The organism is Streptosporangium sp. NPDC049644, assembly GCF_040675205.1.
GTDB lineage: Bacteria > Actinomycetota > Actinomycetes > Streptosporangiales > Streptosporangiaceae > Streptosporangium > Streptosporangium fukuiense.
On sequence record NZ_JBFAOJ010000014.1, the window covers coordinates 65,919 to 79,885 of the forward strand.

Here is a 13,967-nt window from a genome sequence, read left to right on the forward strand (position 1 = left end):
CGATCAGCCGACCCGGTACGGCTCGGCGTCGGCGCGGCGCAGGGTGAGGCCGAGGCCGGGCGCGTCGGGGCTGGGCCGGACGCTGCCGCCACTCGGGTCCAGGACGCCGTCGAAGAACATCGACTCGATGCGCACATGGTCGTGGAACCATTCCAGGTGGCGCAGGTTGAGGGTGGCCGCGGCGGCGTGCGCGTGCAGGTGCGGCGCGCAGTGACCGGAGATCTGCAGGCCGTGCGAGGCCGCGACGGCGGCGACGCGGAGCCATTCGCTGACGCCCCCGCAGCGGGACACGTCGGCCTGCAGGCAGTCGACCGCCCCCGCCTGGCACATCCGCCGGAAATAAGTAAGGTCGCACCCGTATTCTCCGGCCGCGACCTCGGGCAGGACCGCGTCACGCACCGCACGCAACCCGTGGAGATCGTCCGAGGAGACCGGCTCCTCCAACCAGCGCACGTCCAGGTCGGCCGCCTCGCCCATCACCCGGACCGCCTGCTTGACGCTGTAGGCACCGTTGGCGTCGACGAACAGTCCGACCTCGTCGCCGACGACCTTTCTGGCCAGGCGCATCCGGTACAGATCCCGGCCGGGGTCGGCGCCCCACGACTCACCGATCTTGATCTTCACCCTGGGAATCCGCCGCTCCTGCGTCCAGTGGACGAGCTGCCTGGTCAGCCGCCGGTCGTCATAGGTGGTGAAACCGCCGCTGCCGTAGACCGGAACCTCCTCGTGCACCGCGCCGATCAGCCGGTACAACGGCAACTTGAGCAGACGGGCCTTCAGATCCCACAGCGCCACGTCCGCGGCGGAGATCGCGTATCCGGCCACTCCCGGCCTGCCGTCGTTGCGGACGGCGCGGACCATCGCCCGCCACGCTCCGGCGACGTCCAGAGCGGCACGGCCGAGCAGCACCGGGGCGAGCCGGTCTCCGATGACGGCGGCGCAGGCGGCGGGTCCGTACGTCCAGCCGAGGCCGGTGACTCCATCCGCCCGCACCCGCGCCAGCACCATCGTGGTCGAGTCCCACGCCAGCGTCCCGTCGGCCTCGGGTGAGTCGGTCGGGACGGTGTAGACGCTCGCCTCGGCCGACTCGATCGGCGGGTCGATCACCTGCCGCCGCCGTCACGGTGCGGGAGGAACTCCTGGGCCTTGGTCTTGATCCCCTCCTTGATGACCCCCCAGCGGTTCTCGTCGCCCCGCAGCAGCGCCTCGGCGGCGTCCTTCATCTGCTCGAAACTCGCGTGCGGCGGGATCGGCGGCACGTCCGGATCGACGTGCACGTCCAGCAGCACGGGCCGGTCGGCACCCAGCGCCTGCTCCCAGGCCGGCCCGATCTCCTCGGGCCGCTCGACGGTGACGGCGCCCAGGCCGAGAGAGGCGGCGAAGCCGGCGTAGTCCACGTCGGGCAGGGTCTGCGACTGCGGGAACTTGGGCGCGCCCTGCATGGCACGCATCTCCCAGGTCACCTGGTTGAGATCGTTGTTGTGCAGCACCGCGACGATCAGCCGCGGATCGGACCACTCCCGCCAGTAGCGCTTGACGGTGATGAGCTCGGCCAGGCCGTTCATCTGCATCGCGCCGTCACCGGCGAACACGATCACCGGACGGTCCGGACGGCCGAACTTGGCGCCGATCCCGTACGGCACGCCCGGCCCCATGGTGGCCAGCGTGCCCGACAGCGAGCCGCGTATCTCGCCGCGGAAGCGCAGGTTACGGGCGTACCAGTTGGCGGCCGAACCGGAGTCGGCGGTGACGATCGCGTCGTCGGGCAACCGCGCGGACAGCTCGTGGAACAGGCGCATCGGGTTGATCGGCTTGGCCTCGACCATCGCCTCCATCCGCACGGTCTCCCACCACCGCTCCACATCGGACTCGATGCGCTCGCGCCAGGAGCGGTCCTCCTTGGGCACCAGCAGCGGGATGAGGGCCCGCAGGGTGATCGCGGCGTCTCCGACCAGGTTCACCTCGTAGGGGTAGCGCATGCCGATCTGCTTGGGATCGATGTCGATCTGCACGGCCCGCGCCTGGTCGAGGCCCGGCATGAACTGGGTGTAGGGAAAGCTGGAGCCGACGGTGAGCAACGTGTCGCAGCGGTTCATCATCTCGTAGCTCGGCCGGGTGCCCAGCAACCCGATCGAGCCGGTCACGTACGGCAGCTCGTCCGACAGCACGTCCTTGCCCAGCAGCGCCTTGGCCACGCCCGCCCCCAGCAGCTCGGCGACCCGCTGCAGTTCCTCACGTGCCCTTCTGGCGCCCGAACCGGCCAGGATCGCGACCCTCTCACCGGCGTTCAGCAGGTCCGCGGCGTAGCGGAGCGCGGTGCCGTCCGGAGAGATCGCCGGCCAGTCGACGCCCAGGCTGGAGGGCACCATCTTGAACGCGTGGCCCGGCGCGGAGTACTCCAGCTCCTGCACGTCGGCGGGCAGGATGACCGCGGTCGGCGCCCGCTCGGCCAGCGCCACCCGGATCGCCCGGTCCAGCACATTCGGCAGTTGCTCGGGCACGGTGACCATCTGCACGTAGTCGCCCGCCACGTCCTTGTACAGCGACAGCAGGTCGACCTCCTGCTGGTAGGAGCCGCCCATCGCGCTGCGGTTGGTCTGGCCGACGATCGCCACCACCGGGACGTGGTCGAGCTTGGCGTCGTAGAGCCCGTTGAGCAGGTGGACGGCGCCCGGTCCCGAGGTCGCCGCGCAGACACCGAGGCGTCCGGCGAACTTGGCGTAACCGACCGCCTCGAACGCGCTCATCTCCTCGTGCCGCGCCTGGACGAACCTCGGCCGGTCACCGGCCCGCCCCCAGGCGGCGAGCAGGCCGTTGATGCCGTCGCCCGGATAGCCGAAGACCCTCTCGACCCCCCACTCACGCAGACGTTCCAGCAGATAGTCGGCAACGGTCATCGACGCCATCGGTCGTCCCCCCAAGGATCAGGCGACAGCCCTCCCCCGGGACGTCCCCCTTGACCTCGCTTACCCGCCGACCAGCCGTTCTACCGTTGCGTTTGACGAACCGGGGGCAAATAGAAGTGATGACAGTGTTCAAAGGCGGCGTCCACTCGCTGCGCGAATACGCGCTGATCGCCGACGGCGAGCGCGCCGCGCTCGTCGATCCGGACGGGGGCTACGCGTGGATGTGCTTCCCCTCGTGGGACTCACCGGCCGTCTTCAGCGCGCTGGTCGGCGGCGCGGGAGGCTACTGGGTCCGGCCCGAGGACGAGTGGCGGGTGTGGGGAGGGTACTACGAGAGGCGCAGCCTGATCTGGCGGAGCCGCTGGGTGACCGGCGACGGGGTGGTGGAGTGCCGGGAGGCGCTGAGCCGTCCGGCCGACGGCGACCGGGCGGTTCTGCTCCGCAGAATCGAGGTGGTCAGCGGTCTCGCACGGATCCGTGTCGCTCTGGACATCAGAGCCGGTTTCGGCCGCCATACGATGACCGCGCTGCGCCGTTCGGGACAGCTGTGGACCGGACGCAGCGGCGAGGTCCGCATCCGCTGGGCGGGTGCCGCCCACGCGGAACCGGTGGACGGGGGCCTGACCATGTGCCTGGACCTCGGAGCCGGCCAGGCACACGATCTCGTTCTCGAACTGTCGGCCGAAGACCGTACCGACCCGCTGGCCGCGGACGCCCTGTGGACCGCGACCGAGAACGGCTGGCGGGCGAGCGTACCGGCCTGCGACGACACGATCGCGCCACGGGACGCCCAGCTCGCGTACGCGGTGCTGACCGGCCTGACCAGCCGTACCGGCGGGATGGTCGCGGCGGTGACGACGTCGCTGCCGGAGCGGAGCGGCGGGCACCGCAACTATGACTACCGGTATGCCTGGATTCGTGATCAATGCTACGCCGGCCAGGCGGTGGCGGCCCACGGCGGCCGGCTCGAACTGCTCGACGCCTCGGTGGCCTTCGTCGCCGAGCGGATCCTCGCCGCCCGCGAGCATCTGAGGCCCGCCTACACGGTGACCGGCCACCCGGTGCCATCGGAGGCACCGGCGCCGCTGCCCGGTTATCCCGGGGGGAACATGATCATCGGCAACCGCGTCACCGGCCAGTTCCAGCTCGACGTCTTCGGCGAGGCGTTGCTGCTGTTCGCCGCGGCCCAGCGGGCGGATCGGCTGCCTCCCGAGGCCGTCCGCGCGGCACGCGTCGCCGTGTCGGCGATCACCAAGCGCTGGCAGGAGCCGGAGGCCGGCATCTGGGAGATCGACGACCGGCGGTGGACGCACTCCCGGCTGATCTGCGTGGCCGGCCTGCGGGCCTTTTCCGCCCTCGTCGCGAACACCGCCGAGACGGCCGGATGGCTCTCCCTCGCCGAGACGATCCTGGCCGCCACGACCAGGTCCAGCCTGAACGCCGAGGGCCGCTGGCGGCGCTCCCCCGGCGACGACCGCGTCGACGCGTCCCTCCTCCTTCCGCCGCTGCGCGGCGCGCTGCCCGGCGACGATCCGCGCACCGTTGCGACGCTGGCGGCGGTCCGCGACACGCTCGTCCAGGAGGGGTTCGTCTACCGCTACCGGATCGACGAAGGCCCCCTCGGTGAGGCCGAGGGGGCGTTCACCCTCTGCGGTTTCCTGCTCGCCCTGGCCGAGCACCAGCAGGGAAACGCCGCCCGGGCACTCGGCTGCTTCGAACGGATCCGATCCGGCTGCGGCACCACCGGCCTGTTCACCGAGGAGTACGACGTGACCCAGCGCCAGCTCCGCGCCAACCTGCCGCAGGCTTTCGTCCACGCCATGCTGCTGGAAAGCGCGACCCGGCTGGCCCACTGACGCTCAGCGGCGCATCCGGCACAGCAGGCGCAGACCGGCCAGCCCCAGCAGGGCTCCCGCCGCCAGCACCGCGCGATGCTCCGCCGCCCACAGCTGGTAGCTGCGTGGATGGGAGCGCTCGTCGAAGACCCCGTGCGCGCCGTAGTCCCGGCCGTCCGCACCGTCGGCGGGCCGCCACAGGTTGGCGGGCTGGTCGGGGTCACGACGCTGATCCGTCTGCTGGGACTCGAAACCCGTCCTCGCCAGGTAGTGGTCCAACAGCCCGGGAACGACCTTGTTGGCCAGCAGGGTGGCGACGGTGCTGCCACCGACCCAGTACTCCCGGCGCTTCGGGTGATCGGCGGCGTACAGCAGCGCCCGGGCCGCGACCTCCGGCTGGTAGATGGGCGGGACCGGCTGCGCCTGTTTCGGCAGGCGGGACAGAACCCAGCCGAACTGCGGCGTGTTCACCGCGGGCATGTGCACGATCGTGACCCGCACCCCGCTGCCGTGGTGCAACAGCTCCGTGCGCAGCGATTCATGGAACCCCTGGATGGCATGTTTCGCCCCGCAATATGCTGACTGCAGAGGAATGCCACGTTTGGCCAGCGCCGATCCGGTCTGCACGATCACGCCGCGGTCGCGCGGCAGCATCAGATCCAGCGCCACCCTCGTGCCGTGGACGAATCCCAGGTAGGTCACCTCCGTGACCCGTTTGAACTCCTCCGGCTCGATGTCGACGAACTCGGCGAACACCGAGCTGAACGCCACGTTCACCCATACGTCGATCGGGCCGAGCTCCCCTTCGGCACGCCGCCCCGCCTCCCGGACCGCGTCGTAGTCGGCCATGTCCGTCGGGAGCGCGAGCGCCTGGCCGCCGGCCGCCGTCACGTCCTCGGCCGCCCCTCGCAGCCCGACCTCCCCCCGTGCCAGCAGGGCCACTTTCGCCCCCTGGGCACCGAAGGCCCGCGCGGTCGCACGGCCGATCCCCCCGCTGGCTCCCGTGACCACCACCACCCGTCCGGCCATCGCCAGAACCTCCAACCGACGTTTGAACACAGGCCCCACGGCCACACATCCCGCCCGCGCGCTGCGGCGACGGACCCGAACGCGCGCCCCGGCCCCACCGGGCGTGTCGGGGGTGAGCTCAGCGACGCCGGGACCGGTACCGAGAACGGGCCGAGTCGTCCCCCCGGCTGGGCTTCCACCGTTCTCCCGTGATCAGTACGAAGCCCACGGCGACGGCGGTCAACACGAGGCCCACGAGAAACAAGAGCCACGACTGCGCGATTCCGGCCCCGAGTGCGAAAACCAGGAAAACGATGAACCCGAAACAGGAAACGATCAACTGGATGTTCAGCGGTCGACCCATACCCGTCCCCTACCCCTGGAGAAGATCCCAACCGCCCCACCAGGTGAGCATGCCGAACACAGCCGGCGCCTTGACCCTATTCCGACTCTTCACACAGAACGCCTACCACAGCGGATCGCCACGGTCACCGACGCGTGTCACCTGGATGCCTCCTCAACGGCCGGGCGGGCCTGGCCCCGTTCTCCGCCTGGACGCGGACGAGATTCGAGCGCAGGTCGTCACCGGCCTCGCCGCGGCTGCTGGAGCGCCCGCCGCCGGCGAAGGCCGGGCGGCCCATGCGGACGCCGCCCGGCCGGGCCTGTCTCAGCCCGCCGACACCCGAAGAACGATCTTGCCTCGCATGTGCCCGCTCTGGCTCAACCGGAAGGCCTCGGCGGCCTCCGACAGATCCAGCACCGTCGCGATCTCCGGGACGACCAGACCGTTCTCGATCAGCTGTCGCAGCTCGTCGAGGTCCGCCGTGCTCGGCCTGGCGAACACGAAGACGCCGCCGTGCTCCAGCACGCCGTCGTTGGTCAGCGAGACGACCCGCCCCCGCGCGTCCTCGCGCAGCAGGTCGAGGGAGGAGACCAGCGTCTCGCCGCCGTACATGTCCACGATCGCGCTGACGCCGGCCGGCGCGAGCGTCCGGACCCGCTCGCCGAGCCCGGGGCCGTAGGTGACCGGCTCGGCGCCGAGGCCCCGCAGGTAGTCGTGGTTGCGGGCCGAGGCGGTGCCGATGACACGCGCTCCCAGAGCGGCGGCGATCTGTACGGCGAACGACCCGACACCGCCCGCCGCGGCCTGCACCAGCACGGTGTCACCGGTCCCCACCCGCAGCGCGTGGACGAGCGACTGGTAGGCGGTGAGGCCGGCGATGGGGACGGCCGCCGCCTGCTCCCAGCTCAGATTGGCCGGTTTGCGGGCGATGGTGCGCACCGGCGCGGCCACCCGCTCGGCGTAGGTCCCCCTCCCGATGGAATCCTCGCGCACGTACCCGACCACCTCGTCCCCCACCGCGAAGCCGGTGACCGTCGGGCCGACCTTCGCGATCACTCCTGCGACGTCCCAGCCTGGGACGACGGGAAAACGCACGTCGAAACGGCTGTCCAGGCGCCCGGCGGCTATCTGCCAGTCGACCGGGTTGACCGACACCGTCCTGACGTCGATGAGAACGGACTCCGGGCCGAGTTTCGGCTCGGGGACCTCCCCCATCTCCAGGACCTCCGGCCCTCCGTAGCGCCGGTAAACGACCGCCTTCATCAAATCCTCCAACCTGGAAGCCCCCGCCTTCGGGCGGGAAGGGAGACGGGGAGTCTCCTCCCCCGCAGAGGGGAGGAGGTCGGTTCCCACCTTCCGGTGATGAGCCGATGCCGCCTTCGGGGTCGGGACGGCCGTGGAAACCATCGGACCGGATCAGCGGTAGTAGCCCTCGACCGGGACGCGCGCCTCGTCGAACAGGGCGGGGCCCTCCTGGCGGGCGCCGGTGCCGGCCGCCTCCGGCTTGAGGCTCGCGAGCTGTTCGGTGGAGAGCGCGAACACCACTCGGCCGAGGCCGGATCGTTCGATCGCGCCCGTGCACATGGGGCAGGGCTGGCAGCTCGTGTACATGGTCGTGGTGGCCGCGGCGGCGGGGTCGAGCTCGCGGGCCGCCCACCTGGCCAGCTTGAGCTCGGGGTGGGCGGTGATGTCGGCGTCGCTGAGAACCGTGTTGCGGTCCTCGGCGAGCACGGTGCCGTCCGGGCCCGCCAGCAGTGACCCGAACGGCGGGTCACCGGCCGCCCGCGCCGCGGCGGCAAGCTCGATGGCCCTGCGCAGCAGGTGTTCGTCGTCGCGCGTCATGGTCACCTCGTCCCTGATTGACGCGTACCCGGATACCAGTGGGCGGCCACGGTGGCGAGCGCCTGCCACGCCACCCGCGGGCGGAGCGTCTCGTCCGGGTCGCCGTTGAACGGATCGAGCACGACGGTGTCGGAGCCCAGGAGGCGCAGCTGTTCGAGGTCGTCGAGCACCTGGTCGATCGTGCCCTCCCCGGCGAGCCGCCCGGGGTCGGTGATCGGCGCCTCGGTGAGCCGCAGGGCGATCCGGGGGGTCAGGGCGGGCACCGGCCGCCGGGACTCCTCGGCGATGGTCCTCAACCGCCCCAGCGCCTCGCGCAGCCAGGGCAGGGTGACCCGCAGTGGATGCCACGCCTCGCCGAGGTGTACCGCCCGGCGCAGGCCCGCGTCGCTGTTGCCGCCGACCCAGATCGGTATCCGCCCGGCGCGGTAGTCCTTCTCGTCGTTCCAGGCGGCGCGGATCACCCGGAGGTGCTCGTCGGTCAGCGCCCCACGCCGCTGGAACGGGACTCCGAGCGCGTCGAACTCCTGCCGCGCCCAGCCGACGCCCACGCCGAGGACGAGCCGTCCCCCGCTGAGCCGGTTGAGGTTGGCGGCCATCCGGGCGACGAGCAGCGGGTGCCGGTAGGGCACGATGAGCACCGTGGTCCCGAGCCTGACCCTGCCGGTGATGCCGGCCAGCCAGGCGAGGGTGGTGAAGGGTTCGTAGAACGGCGCCGGGTACTGTTCGGCGACGTCGGGTGTTATCGCGATGTGGTCGGAGACCATGAGCAGGTCGAAACCCAGGCCCTCCACCGTCTGCGCCCAGTCGCGCAGCACGCCGGGGTCGGTCCCCGGCCCAAAATTCGGGACATTAACGCCTATTTGCACTGGTTCAGGCTATCCAGCTGCTGTTTTCCAATGGAAGAGAGTTTTCCCGGTGTAACATTAGATATGCCGTGAATATGCCGGTACCTTTGCCGGATGACCGAGAGCCTCGACGCCACCGACTGGTCGATCCTGGTCGAGGTCCAGCGAGACGGCCGCATCCCGCTGACCGAGCTGGGACGGCGGGTGAACCTCAGCGCCTCCGCCACCACCGAGCGGATCAGGCGCCTGGAGGCGGCGGGCGTCATCACCGGCTACCACGCCCATGTCGACCTGGCGAAGGTCGGCTTCGCCGTGCTCGCCGTGGTACGCCTGAAGTATCCGGGCAGCCGGCACCAGCACCGGCCCCTGCACCGGCTGCTCGACGAGCGCCCCGAGATCCTGGAGTGCCTGCGGACCACCGGCGACGACTGCTACGTGCTGAAGATGGCCGCGACCTCCATGGCCCACCTCGAACAGCTCGTCGACGAACTGGCCCGGTTCGGCAGCACCACCACCAACCTCGTCTACAGCCAGACCCTGCCCTACCGCGGCCCCCAGGGCCCCCGGGACCCCTGCCCCACACGGGGTCCCACCGGTCCCGGCTCGGAAACGTCTCAGCAGGCCGGCTAGTCGGTGTCGTGGGAGACCAGCAGGCTCAGCACCTTCCCGCGCGGGCTGAGCGCGCCGAGCGCGAGCTCCCGGTCGGTCCAGTACGGCGTGCGCCTGGTGATCCTGAACACCAGCCACCGCCACCGGGCCGCGAGCTCGTTGACCCGGTGGACGGACGCGTCGGCGGGGGCGCGCACCAGACCGGCGACCGACCGCCACGCCGCCAGCCTGCCGTACCCCCCGCGAAGCCCGGAGGAGTAGGAGACGTCGCAGTAGGCGGAGGTGAACAGCTCCCCCACCACCGACCCCAGGTCGTCCCGTTGCCCGTTCAACACGGTCTCGGCCACGAAGGCGTCCGGCAGGAAGGCGTTCACCCCCAGCGGCACCAGTTCCTCAGGGCCGACAGCCCCGGGAAATTCGAAGATCTTCGCCCATCCCGGTGAGCTCCAGTGCTCCACCGCCGCGGTGATGAGCCGCTCCTCCTGCCCGGTGCTCACGATCGCGGGCTCCTCACCGGGAACCCGCGCGAGCGTGCGACCGTCCAGGAGCATCCCCGCGACCTCAGGATGCTCGGGAATGTAGATCTCAGACGGGGAAACCCAGCCCGAATGAAAGTCGGGCACGCACATCCGGCGCTCCCCCCTGCCGAGCCTCAGGGGCAGTCCCGCGAGAGGATGCCCCAGCTCGCGCAGGGCGGCGGCGCACCGCACCGCCGCCGGCACCCGGGTCAGGTTGACCCCGCGCACCACCAGCTCCTGCACCAGGCAGGCGATCAGCTCCGCCCAGGTGTCCGGCTCGGCGGGCACACACCCGAACAGCGGCAGCAGGTGGTGGACCCGCCGGAACTCGGCCAGCAGCGCGGCCAGGTCGCGGACCTCCCGAAGCCGCCGCTCACCGACGTAGTGACCGCGTACCAGCTCGGCCAGCGACCCGGCATCTCCGGGAACGCGTGCCAGGATCGGTCCGTGTGGCCCGTCAACGAGCCCGTGCGAGATCACGAAGGCTCCTCCGGCGACCTCAGCCGCATGCTCGCCTCTCCTCGTGTCGAAAACCTGTTCTTTGCCAACCGAAGACCATTACACTAAGTAATCAAGCGGTGACCGAAACGGCGGTGTCCCGCGTGCCGGCCGTTACGGAAGCAGGAGACGGTCGGCAAGGGGATCCGGGCAATCGACGATCATGCCGGTGACGGCGGAGTTGAGCAAGGCGACCTTGGTGGATTCTCCCGGAAGAGCGGTGATCCGGGCTCCCCCCACGTCACGGTCTCGGCGAGCAACAGGCGTGAGGTGATCGGCATCTCACATCACGAATACGAGGAGTGAAGATGAACACAAATCATCGCGACATCTCCGGCTCCCCGGGCGAGCACAGCCGCCCCACGAAGGCATGCCATGTTCGCGCGCTGCTGACGGCCTGCGCGATCACCGGCATGGCCCTGCTGGCGACAGGCACCCCCGCCTTCGCGGCCTCGGCCACCACCTCCGGGGCCGGAGTACGCACCGTCACCGCGCAGGCCGGCACGGTCGGCCGGCTACCCGTCGGCGACGACGTGTACCGCGACTGGTTCTCAAGCCACTCCAACTGCGTGGCAGCCGGCCAGGGGGGAATCGACCGAGGCCACTGGGAGCACTACACCTGTTCCGAGGGCGACTGGTTCTGGCACCTGTGGACCAACCGCTGAGCGACGGACAGCGGCGCGTCCGAATCCGTCTTCGCTCTTCGGGGAGGGTCTTCAGTCCAGAAGCCCGGTCGGTGGCGGATTTTCACCGAGCCGCCCCCTTTACGATGTAGATCAAAAAATGGCGAAATCCCCGTTCCTCACCGCGGGCGCGGTGAGGAACGGGGATTCTACTCGCCGAAACCTCGACGGCGAGTGGACGCCGTGCGGAAGCGGGCTCGGTTGTGTGCAATGGCCCCATGGCTGCTGTACCGATATGGACCGACCTGCTGCAGACCCGATCCGCCCTCTGCCTGGGACTCGCCCCCTCCCCCAAGTGGCTGGAGGCATGGCGAATGCCCGACGACGTGGGGGGCGCCCGGCGAATGTGCGCGACGGTGCTGGAGGCCGCGGGCGAGCAGGTGGCCGTCTACCGGATCCAGGCGCCGTTCTTCACCCGGTTCGGCACCGCGGGCACCGCCCTGCTGCGTGACGTCGTCGACGGCGTGCACGAGCGGGGCTCGCTGGCGGTGCTGGACGCGAAGGTGTGCGACGCCGACGACACGATGGACTCCTACGCCGACCTCTACCTGGGGCCCGGCAGCGTGCTGCGCGGGGACGCGGTGACGGCGACCCCGTTCATGGGCTTCGGCTCTCTCGGCCCGCTGCTGCGCCGGGCCTGGGACAGTGGAACGCTGGTCATGGTGCTCGTACGCACCTCCAACCACGCGGCCGGCGGGGTGCAGTGCGCCATGACCGGCTCGCGCACCGTCGCCCAGCGCACCGCCGACGAGGTGCGGGAGTGGAACGACGAGCACGGCGTGGCGGCGGCGGCCGTGGTCGGAGCCGCCCCCGGGGAGGCCCGCGACCTGGTGGCCCGGATGCCGTCCGCGGTCGTGGAACTGCCCGGCCTGGGCCGGGCCGGCCGCGACACCCGCGACCTCGTCGCCGTCGCCGCCGGCGCGCCGGGGCGGGCCGTGCTGCCGGTCACCACCGGGGTGCTGCGGCACGGTCCTGACGTCGCCGCGCTGGAGGCGAGCATCGCGACCTGGCGGAAGGAGATCGGCGCGGGGGTCCCGGCATGCTGATCGAACTGCGGCCCGGCACCTCCGCCGAGGCCGCCGAGGAGGTGGCGGCGCGGGCCGGGGCGCACGAGGACGTCACCGCCTGGCCGGTGCGCCTGGCCGGAAGGGTGTTCGTTGTGGTGAGCGGCGACGAATCCCTCGCCCACGTACCCGCCTCACCCGCCGTGCTGGCCCGCCGCCCCACCCCCGACGGCCACTGGCTGGTACGGCGCGACAGCGGCGTGGCCCCGCGCGAGGTGACGATCGGCCCACCGCTGCCCGGCCCGCCGGAGGCGCCTCGGCAGGTCGGGGTGGTCGGAGGGCCGAGGCTGTGGTGGGCGGCGGGACCGTGCGCGCTGGAATCGACCGAGGACGCGGTCGAGACGGCCCTGGCGGTCAGAGCACAGGGGGCGCACGCGCTGCGGGCCGGGCTGTCCAAGACGCGCAGCAGTCCCTATCACTTTCCCGGCAGGGGCCTGCGGGGCCTGGAGGCGCTGGCGGAGATCCGGCGTGCGGCGGCCATCCCGGTGATCACCGAGGTCTGTGACCCGCGCGAGGTGGCGGCCGTCGCCGAGGTGGCCGACTGCCTGCAGGTGGACGGCCGGCAGCTGGACAACCGGCCGCTCCTGGCCGAGCTGGGTGCTCAGCGACGCCCTGTGCTGCTGATGCGGGGGCCACGGGCGAGCCTGGACGACTGGCTGCGGGCCGCGGAGTTCGTCTTCACCCGGGGTAACAGTGCCGTGGTGCTCTGCGCGGGTGCCACCGGAACGCCGCAGCAGCCCGGCTTCGGGGCGATCACCGCGCTGCGCGCCCGTACCGAGCTGCCCGTGATCTTCGACCCCAGCCACAGCACCCGCTCCGCCTCGCTGGTGGCCCCGGCCGCGCTGGCGGCCTCGGCGTACGGTGCGGACGGGCTGCTCATCGAGTCGTGTACGAAGCCCGAGCGGCTGTATCGCCCCGGCGACGCGGCTCACATGTTCCCCCCCGAATCCCTGGCGGACCTGGTCGCGACCTGCGAGCGGGTCCGGGACTCCGCACGATCCCTGGAGGTCTCGTGTTGACCGCTCGCCTGACCACCGCGAGCTGGCTGGTACCGCTGCGGCGGCCGGAGCGGCCTCGCGCGCGGCTGGTCTGCGTGCCCAACGCGGGAGGCGGCGCCACGACGTTCCGCGGCTGGGCCGGCCTGCCGTCCGACGACGTGGAACTGTGGGCGGTGCGCTCTCCCGGCCGGGAGACCCGCATCGGGGAGAAGCCGCCGCACCGGCTGTCGATGATCGTCGATCCGGTGATCGACGAACTGTCGCGCCTGGCCCCGCTGCCGTTCGCGCTGTTCGGACACAGCATGGGCGCGCTGGTGTCGTTCACCACGGCGCGGCGGCTGCGCTCGCGCGGGCTGCCGGGCCCGGGACGGCTGTTCGTCTCCGGCTGGAACGCCCCCCAGATCCGCGACGGCATGCCGCGGCTCGGGCGACTCTGCGACGAGGACCTGATGCGAGTGCTGCACCGGCTGGACGGCATCCCGCCGGAGGTGATCGGCAACGCGGAGCTGATGAGCCTCGTCATGCCGGTGCTCCGCGCCGACCTGAACGTGGCGGAGTCCTACGTCCACCAGGACGAGCCGCCACTGGCCTGCCCGATCTCGGTGTTCGGCGGGATCGGGGACCCGACGACGACGGCCGCCGGTCTGGGCGCGTGGAGCGCGCAGACGGAGTCGGCGTTCCGGCTCCGGCTGCTGCCTGGCGGGCACTTCTTCATCCACACCCAGCGCCGGACGGTGCTGCGTGCGATCCGGGAGGACCTCGGCACCTGCCGATGAGCGAAGGCCACGACCGAGCCGCCGCCCGGTGCCTGGGCGGCG

General features: G+C 71.4%; 13 protein-coding genes. 6 read left to right on the top strand and 7 right to left on the bottom strand.

Translation table 11 applies throughout. The features are described from left to right. Positions 1 to 3: 3 nt before the first annotated feature. Positions 4 to 1,107, bottom strand: a complete 1,104-nt coding sequence (locus tag AB0J58_RS10950; protein WP_364213266.1) for an enolase C-terminal domain-like protein — start codon at positions 1,105 to 1,107, stop codon at positions 4 to 6. Continuing rightward, positions 1,104 to 2,906: a thiamine pyrophosphate-requiring protein gene (locus AB0J58_RS10955; RefSeq protein ID WP_364213269.1), complete on the bottom strand. Its 1,803-nt coding sequence runs from the start codon at positions 2,904 to 2,906 to the stop codon at positions 1,104 to 1,106. Before AB0J58_RS10955 ends, AB0J58_RS10950 begins: the two co-directional genes overlap by 4 nt. A gap of 119 nt (positions 2,907 to 3,025) precedes the next feature. Here AB0J58_RS10955 and AB0J58_RS10960 point away from each other — a divergent pair, with 119 nt between their 5' ends. Beyond that, complete coding sequence (locus AB0J58_RS10960) at positions 3,026 to 4,762, top strand: glycoside hydrolase family 15 protein (protein WP_364213272.1); 1,737 nt, start codon at positions 3,026 to 3,028, stop codon at positions 4,760 to 4,762. A 3-nt stretch (positions 4,763 to 4,765) separates the two neighbouring features. Here the strand turns inward: AB0J58_RS10960 and AB0J58_RS10965 are convergent, their stop codons facing one another. From AB0J58_RS10965 to AB0J58_RS10980, 4 genes are all read right to left on the bottom strand, one after another. Continuing rightward, on the bottom strand, positions 4,766 to 5,770 hold the full coding sequence (locus tag AB0J58_RS10965; protein WP_364213275.1) for an SDR family oxidoreductase: 1,005 nt from the start codon (positions 5,768 to 5,770) through the stop codon (positions 4,766 to 4,768). Between the two features lie 646 nt (positions 5,771 to 6,416). Further along, the gene (locus AB0J58_RS10970; protein ID WP_364213278.1) at positions 6,417 to 7,355 is read right to left on the bottom strand and encodes an NADP-dependent oxidoreductase; all 939 of its coding nucleotides are present in this window, start codon (positions 7,353 to 7,355) and stop codon (positions 6,417 to 6,419) included. Between the two features lie 153 nt (positions 7,356 to 7,508). After that, positions 7,509 to 7,934 (bottom strand): nucleoside deaminase, encoded by a 426-nt coding sequence (locus AB0J58_RS10975; protein WP_364213281.1) that lies wholly within the window; start codon positions 7,932 to 7,934, stop codon positions 7,509 to 7,511. Positions 7,935 to 7,936: 2 nt separating this feature from the next. Beyond that, the gene (locus AB0J58_RS10980) at positions 7,937 to 8,749 is read right to left on the bottom strand and encodes an LLM class flavin-dependent oxidoreductase (protein WP_364213284.1); all 813 of its coding nucleotides are present in this window, start codon (positions 8,747 to 8,749) and stop codon (positions 7,937 to 7,939) included. Positions 8,750 to 8,893: 144 nt separating this feature from the next. Between AB0J58_RS10980 and AB0J58_RS10985 the strand changes: the two genes are divergently transcribed. Then, on the top strand, positions 8,894 to 9,409 hold the full coding sequence (locus tag AB0J58_RS10985; RefSeq protein WP_364213287.1) for an Lrp/AsnC family transcriptional regulator: 516 nt from the start codon (positions 8,894 to 8,896) through the stop codon (positions 9,407 to 9,409). On the opposite strand, the gene AB0J58_RS10990 is transcribed toward AB0J58_RS10985, so the two are convergent. Next, positions 9,406 to 10,386 carry a DUF6183 family protein gene (locus AB0J58_RS10990; RefSeq protein WP_364213290.1) on the bottom strand — a complete coding sequence of 327 codons (981 nt, stop codon included), beginning with the start codon at positions 10,384 to 10,386 and terminating at the stop codon, positions 9,406 to 9,408. The genes AB0J58_RS10985 and AB0J58_RS10990 overlap by 4 nt on opposite strands. Positions 10,387 to 10,712: 326 nt before the next feature. Here AB0J58_RS10990 and AB0J58_RS10995 point away from each other — a divergent pair, with 326 nt between their 5' ends. From AB0J58_RS10995 to AB0J58_RS11010, 4 genes are all read left to right on the top strand, one after another. After that, positions 10,713 to 11,069, top strand: a complete 357-nt coding sequence (locus AB0J58_RS10995; RefSeq protein ID WP_364213293.1) for a hypothetical protein — start codon at positions 10,713 to 10,715, stop codon at positions 11,067 to 11,069. A gap of 236 nt (positions 11,070 to 11,305) precedes the next feature. Beyond that, positions 11,306 to 12,133, top strand: a complete 828-nt coding sequence (pyrF, locus tag AB0J58_RS11000) for an orotidine-5'-phosphate decarboxylase (RefSeq protein ID WP_364213296.1) — start codon at positions 11,306 to 11,308, stop codon at positions 12,131 to 12,133. After that, positions 12,127 to 13,170, top strand: a complete 1,044-nt coding sequence (locus AB0J58_RS11005; protein ID WP_364213299.1) for a hypothetical protein — start codon at positions 12,127 to 12,129, stop codon at positions 13,168 to 13,170. Before pyrF ends, AB0J58_RS11005 begins: the two co-directional genes overlap by 7 nt. Then, on the top strand, positions 13,164 to 13,925 hold the full coding sequence (locus AB0J58_RS11010) for an alpha/beta fold hydrolase (protein ID WP_364213302.1): 762 nt from the start codon (positions 13,164 to 13,166) through the stop codon (positions 13,923 to 13,925). Before AB0J58_RS11005 ends, AB0J58_RS11010 begins: the two co-directional genes overlap by 7 nt. The last annotated feature ends 42 nt before the right edge of the window (positions 13,926 to 13,967 follow it).

Excerpts from the sequence above, each read along its gene's own strand:
- AB0J58_RS10955 (WP_364213269.1), bottom strand. The coding sequence starts at position 2,906 with ATGGCGTCGATGACCGTTGCCGACTATCTGCTGGAACGTCTGCGTGAG.
- pyrF (WP_364213296.1), top strand. The coding sequence starts at position 11,306 with ATGGCTGCTGTACCGATATGGACCGACCTGCTGCAGACCCGATCCGCC.
- AB0J58_RS10975 (WP_364213281.1), bottom strand. The coding sequence starts at position 7,934 with ATGACGCGCGACGACGAACACCTGCTGCGCAGGGCCATCGAGCTTGCC.
- AB0J58_RS10970 (WP_364213278.1), bottom strand. The coding sequence starts at position 7,355 with ATGAAGGCGGTCGTTTACCGGCGCTACGGAGGGCCGGAGGTCCTGGAG.
- AB0J58_RS11005 (WP_364213299.1), top strand. The coding sequence starts at position 12,127 with ATGCTGATCGAACTGCGGCCCGGCACCTCCGCCGAGGCCGCCGAGGAG.
- AB0J58_RS10995 (WP_364213293.1), top strand. The coding sequence starts at position 10,713 with ATGAACACAAATCATCGCGACATCTCCGGCTCCCCGGGCGAGCACAGC.
- AB0J58_RS10965 (WP_364213275.1), bottom strand. The coding sequence starts at position 5,770 with ATGGCCGGACGGGTGGTGGTGGTCACGGGAGCCAGCGGGGGGATCGGC.
- AB0J58_RS10960 (WP_364213272.1), top strand. The coding sequence starts at position 3,026 with ATGACAGTGTTCAAAGGCGGCGTCCACTCGCTGCGCGAATACGCGCTG.
- AB0J58_RS10985 (WP_364213287.1), top strand. The coding sequence starts at position 8,894 with ATGACCGAGAGCCTCGACGCCACCGACTGGTCGATCCTGGTCGAGGTC.